Annotated in this window: 15 protein-coding genes and 1 other annotated feature; of the genes, 14 read left to right on the top strand and 1 reads right to left on the bottom strand. The window is 35.0% G+C overall.

What is annotated here, in order from left to right; genetic code table 11:
• Positions 1–91: 91 nt before the first annotated feature.
• The 14 genes from malQ to HMPREF0446_RS01150 all read left to right on the top strand — a co-directional run bounded on the left by malQ (position 92) and on the right by HMPREF0446_RS01150 (position 17,155).
• Positions 92–1,612, top strand: coding sequence for a 4-alpha-glucanotransferase (malQ, locus tag HMPREF0446_RS01085; protein ID WP_280510977.1), 1,521 nt, complete (start codon positions 92–94; stop codon positions 1,610–1,612).
• 25 nt (positions 1,613–1,637) lie between these two features.
• Positions 1,638–3,899, top strand: a complete 2,262-nt coding sequence (glgP, locus tag HMPREF0446_RS01090) for a glycogen/starch/alpha-glucan family phosphorylase (RefSeq protein ID WP_006703609.1) — start codon at positions 1,638–1,640, stop codon at positions 3,897–3,899.
• Between the two features lie 97 nt (positions 3,900–3,996).
• Complete coding sequence (gene yaaA, locus HMPREF0446_RS01095) at positions 3,997–4,716, top strand: peroxide stress protein YaaA (protein WP_006703608.1); 720 nt, start codon at positions 3,997–3,999, stop codon at positions 4,714–4,716.
• A gap of 273 nt (positions 4,717–4,989) precedes the next feature.
• On the top strand, positions 4,990–5,403 hold the full coding sequence (rpsL, locus tag HMPREF0446_RS01100; RefSeq protein ID WP_005607493.1) for a 30S ribosomal protein S12: 414 nt from the start codon (positions 4,990–4,992) through the stop codon (positions 5,401–5,403).
• Positions 5,404–5,465: 62 nt separating this feature from the next.
• The gene (rpsG, locus tag HMPREF0446_RS01105; RefSeq protein WP_006703607.1) at positions 5,466–5,936 is read left to right on the top strand and encodes a 30S ribosomal protein S7; all 471 of its coding nucleotides are present in this window, start codon (positions 5,466–5,468) and stop codon (positions 5,934–5,936) included.
• A gap of 71 nt (positions 5,937–6,007) precedes the next feature.
• A complete protein-coding gene (fusA, locus tag HMPREF0446_RS01110) occupies positions 6,008–8,095 on the top strand; it encodes an elongation factor G (RefSeq protein WP_006703606.1) in 2,088 nt (695 codons plus the stop codon).
• 160 nt (positions 8,096–8,255) lie between these two features.
• Positions 8,256–9,443, top strand: coding sequence for an elongation factor Tu (tuf, locus tag HMPREF0446_RS01115; protein WP_006703605.1), 1,188 nt, complete (start codon positions 8,256–8,258; stop codon positions 9,441–9,443).
• Between the two features lie 169 nt (positions 9,444–9,612).
• Positions 9,613–10,533, top strand: coding sequence for a peptidase U32 family protein (locus HMPREF0446_RS01120; protein WP_006703604.1), 921 nt, complete (start codon positions 9,613–9,615; stop codon positions 10,531–10,533).
• Positions 10,534–10,543: 10 nt separating this feature from the next.
• Entirely contained in the window at positions 10,544–11,785 is a 1,242-nt protein-coding gene (locus tag HMPREF0446_RS01125; protein WP_006703603.1) for a peptidase U32 family protein, read from the top strand.
• A gap of 36 nt (positions 11,786–11,821) precedes the next feature.
• Positions 11,822–12,154, top strand: coding sequence for a zinc ribbon domain-containing protein YjdM (locus HMPREF0446_RS01130; RefSeq protein ID WP_006703602.1), 333 nt, complete (start codon positions 11,822–11,824; stop codon positions 12,152–12,154).
• Positions 12,155–12,295: 141 nt separating this feature from the next.
• Positions 12,296–14,149, top strand: a complete 1,854-nt coding sequence (locus HMPREF0446_RS01135) for an acyltransferase family protein (protein ID WP_006703601.1) — start codon at positions 12,296–12,298, stop codon at positions 14,147–14,149.
• Positions 14,150–14,336: 187 nt separating this feature from the next.
• On the top strand, positions 14,337–15,257 hold the full coding sequence (locus HMPREF0446_RS01140; RefSeq protein ID WP_020991251.1) for an FAD:protein FMN transferase: 921 nt from the start codon (positions 14,337–14,339) through the stop codon (positions 15,255–15,257).
• A 26-nt stretch (positions 15,258–15,283) separates the two neighbouring features.
• On the top strand, positions 15,284–15,892 hold the full coding sequence (locus tag HMPREF0446_RS01145; RefSeq protein ID WP_006703599.1) for an NADPH-dependent FMN reductase: 609 nt from the start codon (positions 15,284–15,286) through the stop codon (positions 15,890–15,892).
• Between the two features lie 27 nt (positions 15,893–15,919).
• Positions 15,920–17,155 (top strand): NAD(P)H-dependent oxidoreductase, encoded by a 1,236-nt coding sequence (locus HMPREF0446_RS01150; RefSeq protein ID WP_006703598.1) that lies wholly within the window; start codon positions 15,920–15,922, stop codon positions 17,153–17,155.
• 47 nt (positions 17,156–17,202) lie between these two features.
• Here the strand turns inward: HMPREF0446_RS01150 and HMPREF0446_RS01155 are convergent, their stop codons facing one another.
• The gene (locus tag HMPREF0446_RS01155; protein ID WP_006703597.1) at positions 17,203–17,916 is read right to left on the bottom strand and encodes a pseudouridine synthase; all 714 of its coding nucleotides are present in this window, start codon (positions 17,914–17,916) and stop codon (positions 17,203–17,205) included.
• 404 nt (positions 17,917–18,320) lie between these two features.
• Positions 18,321–18,620 (top strand) — a sequence feature (16S ribosomal RNA rRNA prediction is too short).

The following is an 18,620-nucleotide window of genomic DNA, read 5'->3' on the forward strand; positions in this document are numbered from 1 at the left end:
AAAAAATAAATTTCTACTTGCATTTTTATTTTTTTTCTACTAGTATTAAAGCAAACGATTGCGTAATTGAAAGACTACGTATCTAAAATTAATAAAGAAAAGAGGAGTAATACTTATGAAGGAAAGACAATCTGGTGTGTTAATGCATATTTCATCTTTACCAGGGAAATATGGAATTGGTTCATTCGGAAAATCTGCTTACGATTTTGTTGATTTTTTAGTACGTAGTAAGCAAACTTATTGGCAAATTTTACCTTTAGGAACAACTAGTTATGGAGATTCGCCTTACCAATCATTTTCAGCGTTTGCTGGGAATACACATTTTTTAGATTTTGATACTTTTGTAAAAGAAGGTTTATTAACTGAAGATGAATTAGCAGGAAATTGGGGAGATGATTCTACTACTGTTGATTATGCTTTGGTTTATGAAAAAAGAAGACCTATTTTAGAAAAAGTAGTTCAACGCTTCTTAGAAAAAGAAGATTTAACAGATTACCATCGTTTTGTGGAAGAAAAAGCAGAATGGTTAGAACCATTTGCTGAGTATATGGCGATTAAAGAGAGTTTTGATATGAAGAGTTGGTCAAAATGGACTGATGAAGATATTAAACGTCGTAAACCTGAAGCTTTAGCTACTTATCGTGAAAAATTAGCAGATAAATTAGAGTATCATCGTGTGACTCAATATTTATTTGATAAACAATGGAAAGCATTAAAACAATATGCGAATAAACATCATATTCAAATTATTGGAGATATGCCGATTTATGTAGCCGAAGATAGTGTAGAAATGTGGGCTACCCCTCATTACTTCAAAACAGATGAAGTTGGAAATGCTGCTTGTGTAGCAGGCTGTCCGCCAGATGGCTTCTCACCATTAGGACAATTATGGGGAAATCCAATTTATAATTGGAGAGCGATGAAGTTAGACGGCTTTACTTGGTGGATTAAACGATTGAAAGCGAGCTTTGAATTGTTTGATGTAGTCAGAATTGACCACTTCCGTGGATTTGCAGCTTATTGGGAAATTCCTGCAGGTGCAACAGATGCTACTGGTGGTGAATGGGTAAAAGGCCCAGGATTTGACTTGTTTGAAGCGGTGAAAAATGAACTTGGTGATTTACCGATTATTGCTGAAGATTTAGGTTTTATGGATGATGCAGTTATTGAATTACGTGAAGCGACTGGTTTCCCTGGAATGAAAATTTTAGAGTTTGGATTCATGGGTTCAGAGCCAAGTAGCACAGATTTGCCTCATTATTATCCAGTAAATTCTGTTTCTTACACAGGAACGCATGACAATGATACAGTACTAGGATGGTATGAATCTGCATCGGAAGAAGAACGCGATTTCTGTAATCGTTATTTAAATCGTACAGAAGAAACAATTAGTTATGCTATGTTAAGAAGTCTATACGGTTCAGTAAGTAAGATGACCATTGCAACAATGCAAGATTTATTACAATTAGATACAACAGCTCGTATGAATATTCCAAGCACTCTTGGTGGAAATTGGGTGTGGAGAATGCAAGAAGGAGATATTACACAAGAAGTGGAAGATTTCCTATTAGAGATTACAGAATTGTATGATCGTTCAAACGAACAGTTGTAGGGTTAACAAATAGAAGGAGATAAAAATGCAAACATTAAAACAATATGTAGAAAGTAATTATCATAAATCATTAGGAGAATGTTCAAAAGAAGAAGTATATGTAGCGTTATTACATTATACAAAAGAAAAAAGTGCAGCATTACCATTGAATGAAGGAAAGAAAAAAGTATATTACATTTCTGCAGAATTTTTAATTGGTAAATTGTTGTCAAATAATTTAATCAACTTAGGAATTTATGATGAAGTTAAGGAAGAATTAGAAGCTGAAGGTCATACTTTAGCAGAAATCGAAGAAATTGAATTAGAACCATCATTAGGAAACGGCGGATTAGGACGTTTAGCCGCATGTTTCTTAGATTCTATCGCAACTCTTGGTTTAGCAGGAGATGGAGTTGGATTAAATTATCACTTTGGATTATTTGAACAAAAATTCAAAGATAATCAACAAAATGCAGTGCCAAATAACTGGTTAACTCCAGATAGTTGGTTAGTTCCAACTTCTGTTTCATACGAAGTGCCATTTGCAAACTTTACATTGAAATCAAAAATGTTCAATATTGATGTTTTAGGGTATGAACAATCTCATAAAAATCAATTACATTTATTCGATGTAGATACAATTGATGAATCATTAGTACATGATGATTCAATCGCATTTGATAAAACAAAAATTGCTGAAAACTTAACATTATTCTTATATCCAGATGACAGTGATGAGCAAGGTGAATTACTACGTATTTACCAACAATACTTCATGGTAAGTAATGGAGCTCAATTATTATTAGATGAAGCAGTTGCTAAAGGAAGTAACTTACATGACTTAGCAGAATATGCAACAGTTCAAATTAATGATACTCACCCATCAATGGTAATCCCAGAATTAATTCGTTTATTAGGCGAACGTGGAATTGAATTTGATGAAGCAGTTGAAATTGTTCGCTCAATGACAGCTTATACAAACCACACAATTTTAGCAGAAGCATTAGAAAAATGGCCTTTACATTACTTAGAACAAGTAGTACCTCATTTAGTGCCAATTATTAAAGAATTAGATGCTCGTGTAAGAGCTCAATTTGATGATGCAAGTGTAGCCATTATTGACGAACATAACCGTGTTCACATGGCGAATATGGATATCCACTATGGATATAGCGTAAATGGTGTAGCAGCATTGCATACAGAAATTTTAAAACAAAGCGAATTGAAGAATTTCTATGAAATTTATCCAGAGAAATTCAATAACAAAACAAATGGTATTACTTTCCGTCGTTGGTTATTACACGCTAACCCAGAATTAGCAAAATTATTAGATCGTACAATTGGAAAAGAATATCGTCATGATGCAACTAAATTAGAAGCTCTAAAAGCTCATACACATGATTTAGAATTCCAAGAAGCATTAAAAGGTATTAAACGTAACAATAAATTACGTTTGAAACACTTCTTACAAGAACACCAAGGTGTAACAGTAAAAGAAGATTCAATTTTTGATGTTCAAATTAAACGTATGCATGAATATAAGCGTCAACAAATGAATGCATTATATGTAATTTACAAATACTTAGACATTAAAAATGGAAACATTCCTGCAAAACCAATCACAATTATTTTTGGAGGGAAAGCTGCTCCTGCCTATGTAATTGCGCAAGATATTATTCATTTAATTTTATGCTTATCTGAATTAATTGCCAATGACCCAGAAGTAAGTCCACACTTACAAGTTGTGATGGTAGAAAACTACAATGTTACTGCAGCAACTCATTTAATTCCTGCAGCAGATATTTCAGAGCAAATTTCATTAGCTTCAAAAGAAGCAAGTGGAACAGGAAATATGAAATTCATGTTAAACGGTGCGTTAACATTAGGAACATTAGACGGAGCGAATGTGGAAATCCACGAATTAGTTGGCGATGAAAACATTTATGTCTTTGGTGAAGATAGCGACACTGTTATTAAACATTATGAAAATAGTGATTATCATTCACATTCATACTATGAAAGAGAAGCGATTCGTCCATTAGTAGACTTTATCGTAAGTGATGCTTTAGTATCATTAGGAAATAGAGAACGTCTAGAAAGATTATTCAATGAATTAATCAATAAAGACTGGTTCATGACTTTATTAGACTTAGAAGACTATATCCAAACAAAAGAACGTATGTTAGTAGACTATCATGATCGTGAAAACTGGATTGCAAAAGTAATTACAAATATTGCAATGGCTGGTTTCTTCTCAAGCGACCGTACAATCGAAGACTACAACCGTGATATTTGGAAATTAAACTAATAGAACGAAAAAATGAAGGAGTAAGAGATAACGAGAGTTGTTTCTTGCTTCTTTTTTGAGTTACAATAAAACAAATTGAAATTGAAAGGAAGATCTGATGAAAATTATTATGTCACCCGCAAAAGAAATGGCAACAGATGCACCTGTGCAAAAAGATTGGGTGTTAAAGGAAGATAGTCAAAAAATTGTATCTTTATTATCGAATTATAGTAAGGAAGAACTGAAGAAATTATTGAAAGTTAGTGATGCTTTATTAGAAGAAAATTGGGATAAAATTCAAAGATTTCAAGAAAGCGTTACTTATCATGCAATGGATTTATATCAAGGATTAGCATTCCGTAGTTTTAAGCAAGTGGCTGATTGGAAAGAATATAAGGCTTATGCAGTGCAACATCTTAGAATTCTTTCAGCATTATATGGAGCAATCGGTCCAGATGAATGTGTGAAGCCGTATCGCTTAGATTTAACGATGAATTTAAAAGTCGAAGGAGAAACTCTGAAAAAATATTGGAAAGAACGAATTGTAAGTTCTTTTGAAAAAGGGGAATGTATCGTCAATCTAGCAAGTAGTGAGTTTTCTGCGTTGTTTAATAAAAAACAATATGATTGGCTAGATGTTGACTTTTATGAGAAAAAAGAAGGGGCATTAAAACAACATTCTACTATTTCAAAAAAAGCTAGAGGAAAAATGGCAGCTTGGATAGTACTTCATCAAATTCAAGATAAAGCTGAGTTACGAAATTTTGATGTAGATGGATATACATTTGATGAATCAATTTCAAAAGAAAATCACTATTGTTTTGTAAAAGAGGTTTAATATAGAGTATAAATTCTATTCGAAAAATAGTTTAGAATATACGCAAAAACTATAAAAAGAAATAGTTTAGCCCCATTGACGAACTTGAATAATTATGGTACTATGTCAAAGGTGCTTTTATACCTGATTCCTGATTAGAAATCATATCAGTCGTGCTGACTGGTAAAAAGGCCACTGAGAGAGACATTTATGTGTCTTTTAATTTTTACAAAAAAATGGACCACCAGGATGTGTGGACCAAGAAGAACCCGATAGGGAAGGAGGAAGAGCTAAATGCCAACAATTAACCAATTAGTCCGTAAACCTCGTAAATCAGCAGTTGAGAAATCAGCTTCTCCAGCGTTAGGTAAAGGATATAACAGCTTTAAAAAATCACAAACGAATACAAACTCTCCACAAAAACGTGGTGTATGTACTCGTGTAGGTACAATGACACCTAAAAAACCTAACTCAGCGTTACGTAAATATGCCCGTGTACGTTTATCAAACTTAATCGAAGTAACTGCGTACATTCCAGGTATTGGTCACAACTTACAAGAACACAGCGTAGTATTAATCCGTGGTGGACGTGTAAAAGACTTACCAGGGGTACGTTACCACATCATCCGTGGTGCTTTAGACACTGCTGGAGTTAACAACCGTATGCAAGGTCGTTCTAAATACGGTACAAAACGTCCTAAAAAATAATTTAGGTTAACAAAATAATAAACAATAAACAATAACTCAAAATGATGAAAGGAGGATTATAAATGCCTCGTAAAGGTCCTGTCGCAAAACGTGATGTTTTGCCTGATCCAATTTATAATTCAAAATTAGTTACTCGTTTAATCAACCGTTTAATGGTAGATGGTAAACGTGGTAAAGCAGCAACAATTTTATACAATGCATTTGACATCGTTAAAGAACAAACTGGAAATGATCCAATGGAAGTGTTCGATCAAGCTATGAAGAACATTATGCCAGTATTAGAAGTTAAAGCTCGCCGTGTTGGTGGTTCTAACTATCAAGTACCAGTTGAAGTTCGTTCAGACCGTCGTACTACATTAGGTTTACGTTGGTTAGTAAACTACTCACGCTTACGTGGTGAAGACACTATGGAAGTTCGTTTAGCTCGTGAAATCATGGACGCAGCGAACAACTCAGGTGCTTCTGTTAAAAAACGTGAAGATACTCATAAAATGGCAGAAGCAAACAAAGCGTTTGCTCACTATCGTTGGTAAGATTCAAAAAGCCTTCGGGCTTTTTAATCTATGCATAAATTAATCATAAAATAAAGAGGTGTAGAACGAAGATGGCAAAGAGAGAATTTACTCTTGAAAACACGCGTAATATCGGTATCATGGCTCACATTGACGCAGGTAAAACTACAACAACTGAGCGTGTACTTTATTACACTGGTAAAATCCATAAAATTGGTGAAACTCACGAAGGTGCTTCACAAATGGACTGGATGGAACAAGAACAAGAACGTGGTATCACTATCACATCTGCTGCTACAACAGCACAATGGAAAGGTCACCGTATTAACATCATCGACACACCAGGGCACGTGGACTTCACAGTTGAAGTAGAACGTTCTCTACGTGTATTAGATGGAGCTGTTGCGGTACTTGATGCACAGTCTGGGGTTGAACCTCAAACAGAAACTGTATGGCGTCAAGCTACAACATATGGTGTTCCTCGTATCGTATTTGCTAACAAAATGGACAAAATTGGTGCAGACTTCTTATATTCTGTACGTACAATTCATGAACGTTTACAAGCAAATGCTCACCCAATTCAATTACCAATCGGTGCTGAAGATGAATTTTCAGGTATCATCGATTTAATTAAAATGAAAGCTGAAATCTATACAAATGACTTAGGTACAGATATCCAAGAAACAGATATCCCTGAAGATTTACAAGATTTAGCAGAAGAATGGCGTGAAAAATTAGTGGAAGCAGTAGCTGAAACTGATGAAGAATTAATGGAACGCTATTTAGAAGGCGATGAAATTTCACAAGAAGAATTAAAAGCAGCTATCCGTAAAGCTACATGTGCTGCTGAATTCTATCCAGTATTATGTGGATCAGCTTTCAAAAACAAAGGTGTACAATTAATGTTAGATGCAGTAGTTGACTACTTACCATCACCATTAGACGTACCAGCAATTAAAGGGATTGACCCTAACACTGATGCAGAAGTAGAACGTCATTCTTCAGACGAAGAACCATTCTCAGCATTAGCATTTAAAGTTATGACTGACCCATTCGTAGGTCGTTTAACATTCTTCCGTGTGTACTCTGGTACTTTACAATCAGGTTCATACGTTAAAAACTCAACTAAAGGTAAACGTGAACGTGTAGGACGTATCTTACAAATGCACGCTAACTCACGTCAAGAAATTCCTGAAGTATTCTCAGGAGATATCGCTGCAGCAGTAGGTCTTAAAGATACAACTACTGGGGACACATTATGTGATGAAAAAGCAGAAGTTATCTTAGAGTCTATGGAATTCCCTGATCCAGTTATCGAAGTAGCGATTGAACCAAAATCAAAAGCTGACCAAGATAAAATGGGTATTGCATTACAAAAACTTGCTGAAGAAGACCCAACATTCCGTGCTTACACTAACCAAGAAACTGGTGAAACAGTTATCGCTGGTATGGGTGAGTTACACTTAGATATTATCGTAGACCGTATGCGTCGTGAATTCAAAGTTGAAGCTAACGTAGGTGCTCCTCAAGTATCTTACCGTGAAACATTCCGTGCTTCTACTCAAGCAGAAGGTAAATTCGTTCGTCAATCAGGTGGTAAAGGTCAATACGGTCACGTATGGATTGAATTTGCTCCTAACGAAGAAGGTGCTGGATTCGAATTCGAAAATGCTATCGTCGGTGGGGTAGTTCCTCGTGAATACATCCCAGCTGTAGAAGCAGGATTGAAAGATGCTATGGAAAACGGGGTATTAGCTGGTTATCCATTAGTTGACATCAAAGCTAAATTATATGATGGAAGCTACCATGATGTCGATTCATCAGAAACTGCCTTCAAAGTTGCTGCTTCAATGGCATTGAAAGCTGCTGCTAAGAAAGCACAACCATCTATCTTAGAACCAATGATGGCTGTAGAAATTACAGTTCCAGAAGAATACTTCGGAGATGTAATGGGTCACGTTAACGCTCGTCGTGGACGCGTTGAAGGTTCTGAAGTTCGTGGTAACGCACAAATCGTTAAAGGTATGATTCCTTTATCAGAAATGTTCGGTTACGCAACTACATTACGTTCTGCAACACAAGGTCGTGGTACATTCTCAATGACATTCGACCACTACGAAGATGTTCCTAAGAGCATTGCAGAAGAAATCATTAAGAAAAATGGCGGAAATGGCGAATAATAAATTGCTAAAAACGCAACTTCATCAAAGAATCTAGGTCGACTGGTTACCTAGTGTAACCAGTTGATTTTTATAGGTATTCTTTGGTATAATTCAAATCGGTAGATACTGTTATAGAATCTAACAAAAATACTCAAACATTTAGGAGGAATTATTTAAAATGGCAAAAGAAAAATTTGACCGCTCAAAACCACACGTTAACATTGGTACAATCGGCCACGTTGACCACGGTAAAACAACTTTAACTGCAGCTATCACAACTGTTTTAGCTAAGAAAGGTTTCGCACAAGCTCAAGATTACGGTTCAATCGATAAAGCTCCAGAAGAACGCGAACGTGGTATCACTATCAACACTGCTCACGTTGAGTATGAAACAGACACTCGTCACTATGCTCACGTTGACTGCCCAGGACACGCGGACTACGTTAAAAACATGATCACTGGTGCTGCTCAAATGGACGGTGCTATCTTAGTAGTATCTGCAGCTGACGGTCCAATGCCTCAAACACGTGAACACATCTTATTATCACGTCAAGTAGGTGTTCCTTACATCGTTGTATTCTTAAACAAAGTTGACATGGTTGACGATGAAGAATTATTAGAATTAGTAGAAATGGAAGTTCGTGACTTATTATCAGAATACGATTTCCCAGGCGATGACACTCCAGTTGTTGCAGGTTCTGCTTTACGCGCTTTAGAAGGCGATGCATCTTACGAAGAAAAAATCTTAGAATTAATGGCTGCTGTTGACGAATATATCCCAACTCCAGAACGTGACACTGACAAACCATTCATGATGCCAGTCGAAGACGTATTCTCAATCACTGGTCGTGGTACTGTAGCTACAGGACGTGTTGAACGTGGACAAGTTCGTGTTGGTGACGAAGTAGAAATCGTTGGTATTTCTGAAGAAACTTCTAAAACAACTGTTACAGGTGTTGAAATGTTCCGTAAATTGTTAGACTACGCTGAAGCTGGGGATAACATTGGTACATTATTACGTGGTGTTACACGTGACAACATCGAACGTGGACAAGTTCTTTCTAAACCAGGAACAATCACTCCACATACAAAATTCAAAGCTGAGGTTTACGTATTAACTAAAGAAGAAGGCGGACGTCACACTCCATTCTTCTCTAACTACCGTCCTCAATTCTACTTCCGTACAACAGACATCACTGGTGTTTGTGTGTTACCAGAAGGTACTGAAATGGTAATGCCTGGTGACAACGTAACTATGGAAGTTGAATTAATTCACCCAGTTGCGATCGAAGATGGTACTAAGTTCTCTATCCGTGAAGGTGGACGTACTGTAGGTGCTGGAATCGTAGCTTCTATCGAAAAATAATTTTTATTAAATTGATTTTCAATCCTCCCTTTATGGGAGGATTTTTTTATATAAAAATTCTAATTGAAAACTGTTCTCATTCTAGATTACTGGTTTTTGGTGGCGATATTTTGAATTTTATGCTACTCTATATCAGTATATTTTAATGAAAGAATAGGAGGCGTTTGGAATGATAGAGCTGATTGCAACAGTTGAATCAATCCAACAAGCGCAAGCACTACTTGAAGCAGGAGTAGATGTATTGTGCTTTGGTGAAGACTTATTTGGTTTAAGATTACCAATGTCGTTTTCACGAGATGAACAAAAAGAATTAACAGAATTGGCACATCGCTATGGTAAAAAAGTAAATGTAGCGGTGAATGCGATTTTTCATAATGAAGGAATTGCGAAAGTTCCGGAATATTTACAATTTTTAAAATCTATTAATGTAGATATGATTACAGTAGGAGATCCTGGTGTTGTACAAATTATGAAGAACCCAGAATATTCAATTCCTTATTATTACGATGCGGCTGTATTAGTCACAAGTAGTCGTCAAGTTAATTTTTGGGCTAAACGTGGAGCAATAGGTGCAGTGATTGCTAGAGAAATTCCAAGAGCAGAAATGGAAATTTTAGCAAGCCAAGTGGAAGTTCCAATTGAAGTGTTAGTTTATGGTGCAACATGTATCCATCATTCTAAACGTCCATTATTACAAAATTACTTTAACTATATTGAGAAAGAAGAAAGTGTTGAGAAAAAACGTGGATTGTTTGTGAGTGAGCCTGCAGATGAGGATTCTCATTATTCAATCTATCAAGATATTAATGGGACACATATTTTCGCGAATAATGATGTTTCTCTTGCACCTTATTTATTAGAATTAAGTCAAATGGGTGTTCCTCAATGGAAATTTGATGGAGTTTTAACTCCTGGCGATAACTTTGTTAAAGTGGTTCAATTATTTGATAATGCTCGTAAAGAAATTGAAGCAGGTACTTGGACAGTTGAAAAGAGTGCTAGCTTAGAATTACAAGTAAGAGAACTTCATCCAGAACAACGTGGTTTAGACGCAGGATTTTATATATTAAATCCAGAAGATGTGAAATAGGAGGAGACCAATGGGAAGAAAAATTTTGAAAAAACCAGAAGTTCTTGCTCCAGCAGGAACACTTGAAAAATTAAAAACAGCGATTTTATATGGTGCAGATGCAGTTTTCTTAGGAGGAGAAGCATACGGACTAAGAAGTCGTGCAGGGAATTTTGATTTCGAAGAAATGAAAGAGGCAGTAGAATTTGCACATAGCCATAATGCTAAAGTATATATTGCAGCGAACATGGTTACTCACGAAGGAGACGAAAAAGGTGCGGGAGAATTTTTCCGTACAGTTCGCGACCTTGGAATTGACGCTGCGATTATCAGTGATATGGCTTTAATGGACATTTGTGCTTCAGAAGCTCTAGGATTACCAATTCACCTTTCTACACAAGCTTCTGCTGCAAACTGGGAAACGTTAAACTTCTGGAAAGATGAAGGATTAGAACGTGTTGTATTAGCACGTGAAGTTTCTATGGCAGAAATTCAAGAAATGCAAGAAAAAGTGGATGTTGAAATTGAAGCATTCATTCATGGTGCAATGTGTATTTCTTATTCAGGTCGTTGTGTATTATCTAATCACATGGTGCGTCGTGATGCGAACCGTGGAGGATGTGCGCAATCTTGTCGTTGGAAATATGGTTTGTTTGATATGCCATTTGCGAATGAAAAAAATATGGTTGGTGCTGGTGAAGAAGGTATCGAAGAAAAATTCTCTATGAGTGCGGTTGACTTATCAATGATTCATAACTTACCAGATTTAATTGAAGCTGGAGTAGATAGCTTGAAAATTGAAGGACGTATGAAGTCTATTCACTATGTTTCAACAGTGGCAAATGTATACCGTGCTGCAGTAGATAGTTATTGTGAAGATCCAGATAATTATGTATGTAAACAAGAATGGGTAGATGAATTATGGAAAGCAGCTCAACGTGAGTTAGCAACAGGATTCTATTATCAAATTCCTACAGAAGAAGAACAATTATTTGGTGCACGTCGCCAAATTCCGCAATATGCATTCGTTGGTCAAGTGTTAGCATATGACCCAGAAACTCAAATTGCAACGATTCAACAAAGAAACAACTTCAAAGTAGGAGATCATATTGAGTTTTATGGACCAGGCATGCGTCATCATGAAGAAGTGTTAACAACTTTATGGGATGAAAATGGTGAAGAAATCGAAGCAGCTCCTCATGCGATGATGATTTGCAAGATGAAAGTCACTGAAACAGTGAAACCATTAGACATGATTCGAAAAAGAAGGTAAAATAGATACAAACAAAAAGAGAGAAAGGAGACGATTATGTCATTACCAAATTGTCCAAAATGTAATTCAGAATACACGTATGAAGATGGTGTATTATTAGTTTGTCCAGAATGTGCCTATGAATGGGAACCAGGACAAGAAGTTGAAGAAGATGGAGTAGTTGCCATTGATGCAAATGGAAATCGTTTAGAAAATGGAGATACTGTAACAGTCATTAAAGACTTAAAAGTTAAAGGTGCTCCAAAAGATATTAAACAAGGCACACGTGTAAAAAATATTCGTATCGTAGAAGGAGACCACAATATTGATTGTAAAATTGATGGTTTTGGTGCGATGAAATTAAAGTCTGAATTTGTAAAAAAAATCTAATTCAATAGCAAAGCTGAGGAGAAATCCTCAGCTTTTTATGATTTATTAAAAATCTACAAAATATTTCAAAAGAGGTTTGACGGGAAAATTTCCAGAGAATATAATGGAGAGGACAACAAATTAAAGGATGGAAAATTTCACGTGGTTCAACAAAATGTGATGCAAGAATCTCAAAAAAATTCTAAATATAAACGTGTAGCAGCCCTTGATGGTTTTAAAGGGATGATGATTCTTGCAATTATAGGATATTATTATTTTCAAAATTATTTGCCAGGTGGTTTTTTTGCGGTAAATGCATTTTTTGCGATAGGTGGCTACTTAGCTTTTCGTGATAATAAGCATTTGTTTCATAAAAAACCAGTAGAATGGCATTTGTCATCAAAACTATCTCGATTATGGCTTCCAATGTTATTTATGATTATTGGGACGGTAGCATTTTTATTTATTGCATTGCCGGAACATTTGAAAAATATTCGAATGATGTCATTATCGTCTTTAGTATTTTTCAATAACTACTATCAAATCATTAATCAACAATCTTACTTTGTACAATCGATTAATCCAAGTCCATTTGTTCATTTATGGTATGTATCCCTTTATTTACAATTAATGTTAATAGCTGTTGGAATTCGGAAAGTATTTCATCGTTTAAATTTATTACGAATGCAAGAAAGTTTAATTTTATTTATCTTAAGTGTTCTTTCAGCTGTGTTAATGACGGTTATGTATATCGTACAAAAGGATCCTTCTTATATATACTATGCGATTTCAACTAGGATTTTCTCGTTCTTATTAGGTGGAGTTTTAAGCTATTTTACAGAAGGACAATTATCTCTTCATTTACCTAGAAGTAAATCAGCTTCATTATTCATCCAATTGCTAGGATTAGTTAGTTTTTTATTAATGGGATGGATGGCATTAAGTTTTAATGGTGTACAAGATGACACTTACTTATATGGAATGCAATTATTTTCCATTATTTCGATTGTCTTTTTATGGAGTATTTTGTATGAAAACTCTGTATTAAATTATTTCTTACGCTTTAGAGGATTTACGTTTTTTGGTAGAAGAAGTTTTTCTTATTATTTATGGTTTTATCCAGTACATATGTTTGCACCTTATTTCCAAAGTGGGGAAGAATCTAATATTGTGTTTTTAGGTGTTCAAATGTTATGTATTGTAATGTTAGCGGAAATAACTTATAAAGTGTTTGAAACGAAAAAATGGTTGGTACCTTTTGGACAAACATTTAGTTTGATGAGTATTCATCATTTTACTGTGAAGGAGTTACCTCCGGTTAAAAAAATGATGGGAATAGCCTTTTCATTTACTTATATTGTTTTAATTGGATTGGCATTTGTCGGATTCTTTCAATCTTCAGCGGAAACAAATTTAGTTGCACAGCAATTGGAAAGTGTGATTAAACGAAACCAAGAATTGATTGAACAAACAACTCAAGAAGAAAGTACAACAGTAGATCCGAATAGAGAAATTGAATTGAAAGAACGAATTGCTCAAGAACCAGTTACCTTTGTTGGAGATTCGATTTTATTAGCAGCAGCAGATAAAGTTCAAGAATTATTCCCTAGAGCTATTATCGACGGGAAAATAGGAAGACAATTATATTCTAGTTCGGCAACTTTACAAGACTTAATTTCTAAAGGGAAAATGGCAAATCGAGTTGTAACAGTTTTAGGAACGAATGGTACTTTTTCTCAAAAACAATTAGATGAATATATTCGAATTCTCGGAGAAGATAGAGAATTATACTTTGTTACAATATTTGCTCCGGTGAAATGGAATAATGAAGTAAATCAACAATTACACGAAGCTAAAACGCGTCATGCAAATGTTCGAGTTATTGATTGGTATGAATTAGCAAAAAATCATGCAGAGTGGTTTTATGAAGATAAAATTCATCCGAATAATCAAGGAGCAGAACAATTTGCAGAGTATTTATTAGATGCTATTACGCAAATGAAAATAAATGAATAAAATATAAAAACCTTTTTAATTAGTTTCTAGCTATTTAAAGAGGTTTTTTTGTTATAAAAAGCAGAACAGTTATGAAAATGTGTACTTATTTTATATAAACCAATGTGAGTAAATGAGCTAAATTGCTTGAGAAAACGTCATTGTTTTGGTATATTAAATGTAAATGCAAAAGGAAAGAGGAAATTGTTTGCAAAGTGCTAGTCACAGTCTTCGATTAATGGGAGCATCTATTCATTTAACGATTTTTCATGAAGATGCACAGAATTTATTGTTACAGAGTGAACAACTGTTACATCTTTATAAAAATCGTTTCAGTGCTAATGATGCTGATTCAGAACTAATGGAGATTAATTTACAAGCTGGAAAGAAAGCAGTTCAAGTTCATCCAGAATTGTTTGAATTGATTGAGTTAGGAAAGAAACATAGTATTGCAGCGAATAGTCATCTTAACATTGCGATTGGACCTTTAGTTCAAACGTGGAGAATTGGTTTTTCAGATGCTAAACTTCCTTCAGAAGAAGAGATTCAAAGGTTATTAAAAATAACAGATCCTGAAGAAATATTCTTAAATGATTCAAATAGAGAAGTCTATTTATCAAAAGAAGGGATGAGAATCGATTTAGGAGCGTTAGCAAAAGGATATATTGCTGATAAATTAAAAGAATTTTTGGTAGAACAAGGAGTTCAATCAGGAATTATTGATTTAGGAGGTAATATTCTTACAATTGGTGAAAATCCAACTTTTCACAGACCTTGGAGAATTGGAATTCAAAATCCTGCATTAGACAGAGGGGAACATGTAGCAGTCATTGAGGTATCTGATGGGTCTGTTGTAACTTCTGGGATTTATGAACGTCAATTAGTGGTAGATGGAAAAACTTATCACCATATATTTGATCGAACAACAGGTTATCCAATGGAAACAGAGCTAGCTAGTATTACAATAGTTGCTGAAAAATCAGTAGATTGCGAAATATGGACGACGCGTTTGTTTGGACAAAATCCATATGACATTATTGAAGAAATCGAACAACAACCTGGACTGGAAGCATTTGTGATTACAAAAAATCAAAAAATGATGTATACATCTGGAATTCATTTCGTTTAATCAGAGATGTATAGAAAGGAATTATTATGACAAAATTTATTGCACTTGTAGGAACAAACTCACAACGTTCTACAAACCGTACTTTATTACAATATATGCAAAATCATTTTGCAGATAAAGTTGAAATTGAATTAGTGGAAATTAAAGATATTCCATTATTCAACAAACCAGCAAATAAACAAGTACCAGAACTTGTAACAGAAATTGCTGCTAAAATTGAAGCTGCTGATGGAGTAATTATTGGTACTCCAGAATATGACCACGCTATTCCAGCTGTATTAATGAGCGCATTAGCATGGTTATCATATGGTATTCATCCATTATTAAATAAACCTGTAATGATTACAGGAGCATCTTATGGAACACTAGGTTCTTCTCGTGCTCAATTACAATTACGTCAAATTTTGGACTCTCCAGAATTAAAAGCAAATGTAATGCCAGGATCTGAGTTCTTATTATCTCACTCACTTCAAGCATTTGATAAAAAAGGTAATTTAATCGATTTAGATACAATCAAAAAATTAGATGCTTTATTTGATGATTTCCGTTTATTCGTGAAAATTACTCAAAAATTAAGAAGTGCTCAAGATTTATTACACAAAGAAGCAGAAAACTTTGATTGGGAAAATATTTAATACCTTAAAAAGAGAGGAAAAGACATTATGAAATTTGTAGGGATTGTAGGTTCAAATGCTGAACTATCATATAACCGTAAATTATTACAATTCATTCAACGTGAATTTAAATTAAAATTTGAATTAGAAGTTCTTGAAATTGATGAAGTTCCAGTATTCAATCAAGATGAAAAATGGGACGATTGCTTCCAATTACGTTATTTATATAACAAAATTACTCGTGCTGATGGTGTTATCATTGCAACACCAGAACACAATCATACAATTACAGCATCACTAAAAAGCGTGTTAGAATGGTTATCTTACAAAGTACATCCATTTGAAAACAAACCAGTTATGATTGTGGGTGCTTCATACCACGATCAAGGAACATCACGTGCGCAAGTACATTTACGTAAAATTTTAGATGCTCCAGGTGTGAATGCATATACATTACCAGGAAATGAATTCTTATTAGGGAAAGCTAAAGAAGCATTTGATGCTAATGGAAATATCACGAATGAAGGAACAGTGAAATTCTTAGAATCTTGCTTAGATAACTTTGTAAAATATGTGGAGGTCGTTTCTAAATTGAAAAAACCAAAACCAATTGCTCCAGAAGATTTATATTGTACAAATCCAATTGCAACAACAATTCAAGGTGTTGACCCAGATGATCCAGATTGGGTTGAAAAAGCAGCAGAAATCGTAGGTGCTGTATCTGGAGATACTTATGTTAAATTAGACCATGGTATCTTAACAGTTAACCAAATTGACATGTTCTTAAAAGCAATGCCATTTGAGTTAACATATGCAGATGATAACAACCAATTCTTGTATTACAATAACGCTCATCAAGAACCAAGCACAATGTTTGGTAAACGTGTACGTGTTCAAGCGGGTAGCAGATTAGGAACTGTGCATGCTTCATTACCACCAGCACGAATGAAAAACGTTGAGTGGGTTGTAGGTGTATTACGTAATGGTGATCAAGAGTACGTTCGTACAATTGTTCCGGGACAACCAGAAGGAGTTATTAATACTCATAACTATAAAGCAATGTACTATCCAGATGGTTCATATGCAGGAATTAACGAAATTATCTTTAACTTCCAACCATGGTTAGATTGGTATTTAGAAACAACTGGTCAACGTTTAGTTGGAGGAAATGCTCCAGCTGCAGGAGGACATGGTTCTCATGGAAGTGCAGATGCAACATCAGGAGCTTCATCAGATACTCCAAGTCATGGTGAAGCAGACGCAACTTCAAATGCAAGTAACTAAAAATAACAATAAAAGGCAAGCGAAATTTTCGTTTGCCTTTTTTAGTGTTAAAAATAATGTTTTAAGATTTGAAGTTCAGAAAAATTTAAAGGACGATACTCACCTGGGGAAAGAGATTCATCTAAAAGAAATTCACCAAAACGAATTCTTTTAAGGAAAGTGACTTTGACTCCAACACATAAAAACATCTTTTTAATTTGATGAAACTTTCCTTCTGAAATTGTAACAGTAGCTTTACTAAAGGAAGGAGACGATTCAAGAATTGATAATTTAGCAGGTTTACAAATCGTTCCATCATGAAACATAATTCCGTCGTAAAATCTCTGAATACAGGAATTGTCTAAAGGCCCATTTACTTCTACATAATATTCCTTTTCAATATGTTGAATGGGATTTAATAAACGATAGCCTAAAGGTCCGTTATTCGTAATGATTAAAAGTCCTTCCGTATCTCTATCTAATCGACCAATGGGATATAATCCTTCGATATTTTCATTTTTAAATAAATCAATAACTGTAGGAAGTTGAGAATCGGTGGTAGCAGTGATGACTCCTTTAGGTTTATTTAATAAATAATACTTTTGGGAGTTATCTTCCATGCGACTTCCTTGAACGGTAATCACTTGAATTTGTGGATCGACATTATTACTTACATGAGTTGCGGGAGTTGAATCGATTAGTACTTCGCCAGAAGAAATTAATTTTTTCATTTGCTTTCGAGAAATATCAAAATGCTTCATTAATAAATGCTCAAGACGCATAAAAACCTCCTTAATAAATATTCGAAAAAATTATAGCATATTTTTATAAAAAAAGGGTTGACGATGAAGTATATCTATGATAAATTATTAAACGTTGTTGCGAAACAACAAAAACGACTCTGAAACAATTTTCAAAAAATGAAAAAAGTTGTTGACAGAGAAAAACGCCTATGATAATATATAGGAGTTGTCGCGCTAAGCGACGTTGGCCTTTGAAAACTAAACAAAGAAGACAAACCAAATGTGTAGGGACTTCACGAAAGTGAAGAAACAACAATTTCTTTTCTCTAAGGAGAAAAACAATAAGTCAGTAATTAAATGAGCTTTCAAAAGCTTATGAATGTATTTTCATGAGAGTTTGATCCTGGCTCAGGACGAACGCTGGCGGCGTGCCTAATACATGCAAGTCGAACGAGAGCGACCGGTGCTTGCACTGGTCAATCTAGTGGCGAACGGGTGAGTAACACGTGGGTAACCTGCCCATCAGAGGGGGATAACATTCGGAAACGGATGCTAAAACCGCATAGGTTCTACAGTCGCATGACTGAAGAAGGAAAAGAGGCTTCGGCTTCTACTGATGGATGGACCCGCGGTGCATTAGCTAGTTGGTGAGGTAACGGCTCACCAAGGCCGTGATGCATAGCCGACCTGAGAGGGTGATCGGCCACATTGGGACTGAGACACGGCCCAAAACTCCTACGGGG

The organism is Granulicatella elegans ATCC 700633, from assembly GCF_000162475.2.
GTDB classification, from domain to species: Bacteria; Bacillota; Bacilli; order Lactobacillales; family Aerococcaceae; genus Granulicatella; species Granulicatella elegans.

Coding starts and splice junctions, on each gene's coding strand:
- glgP (WP_006703609.1), top strand. CDS start 1,638: ATGCAAACATTAAAACAATATGTAGAAAGTAATTATCATAAATCATTA.
- yaaA (WP_006703608.1), top strand. CDS start 3,997: ATGAAAATTATTATGTCACCCGCAAAAGAAATGGCAACAGATGCACCT.
- rpsL (WP_005607493.1), top strand. CDS start 4,990: ATGCCAACAATTAACCAATTAGTCCGTAAACCTCGTAAATCAGCAGTT.
- rpsG (WP_006703607.1), top strand. CDS start 5,466: ATGCCTCGTAAAGGTCCTGTCGCAAAACGTGATGTTTTGCCTGATCCA.
- fusA (WP_006703606.1), top strand. CDS start 6,008: ATGGCAAAGAGAGAATTTACTCTTGAAAACACGCGTAATATCGGTATC.
- tuf (WP_006703605.1), top strand. CDS start 8,256: ATGGCAAAAGAAAAATTTGACCGCTCAAAACCACACGTTAACATTGGT.
- HMPREF0446_RS01120 (WP_006703604.1), top strand. CDS start 9,613: ATGATAGAGCTGATTGCAACAGTTGAATCAATCCAACAAGCGCAAGCA.
- HMPREF0446_RS01125 (WP_006703603.1), top strand. CDS start 10,544: ATGGGAAGAAAAATTTTGAAAAAACCAGAAGTTCTTGCTCCAGCAGGA.
- HMPREF0446_RS01130 (WP_006703602.1), top strand. CDS start 11,822: ATGTCATTACCAAATTGTCCAAAATGTAATTCAGAATACACGTATGAA.
- HMPREF0446_RS01145 (WP_006703599.1), top strand. CDS start 15,284: ATGACAAAATTTATTGCACTTGTAGGAACAAACTCACAACGTTCTACA.
- HMPREF0446_RS01150 (WP_006703598.1), top strand. CDS start 15,920: ATGAAATTTGTAGGGATTGTAGGTTCAAATGCTGAACTATCATATAAC.
- HMPREF0446_RS01155 (WP_006703597.1), bottom strand. CDS start 17,916: ATGCGTCTTGAGCATTTATTAATGAAGCATTTTGATATTTCTCGAAAG.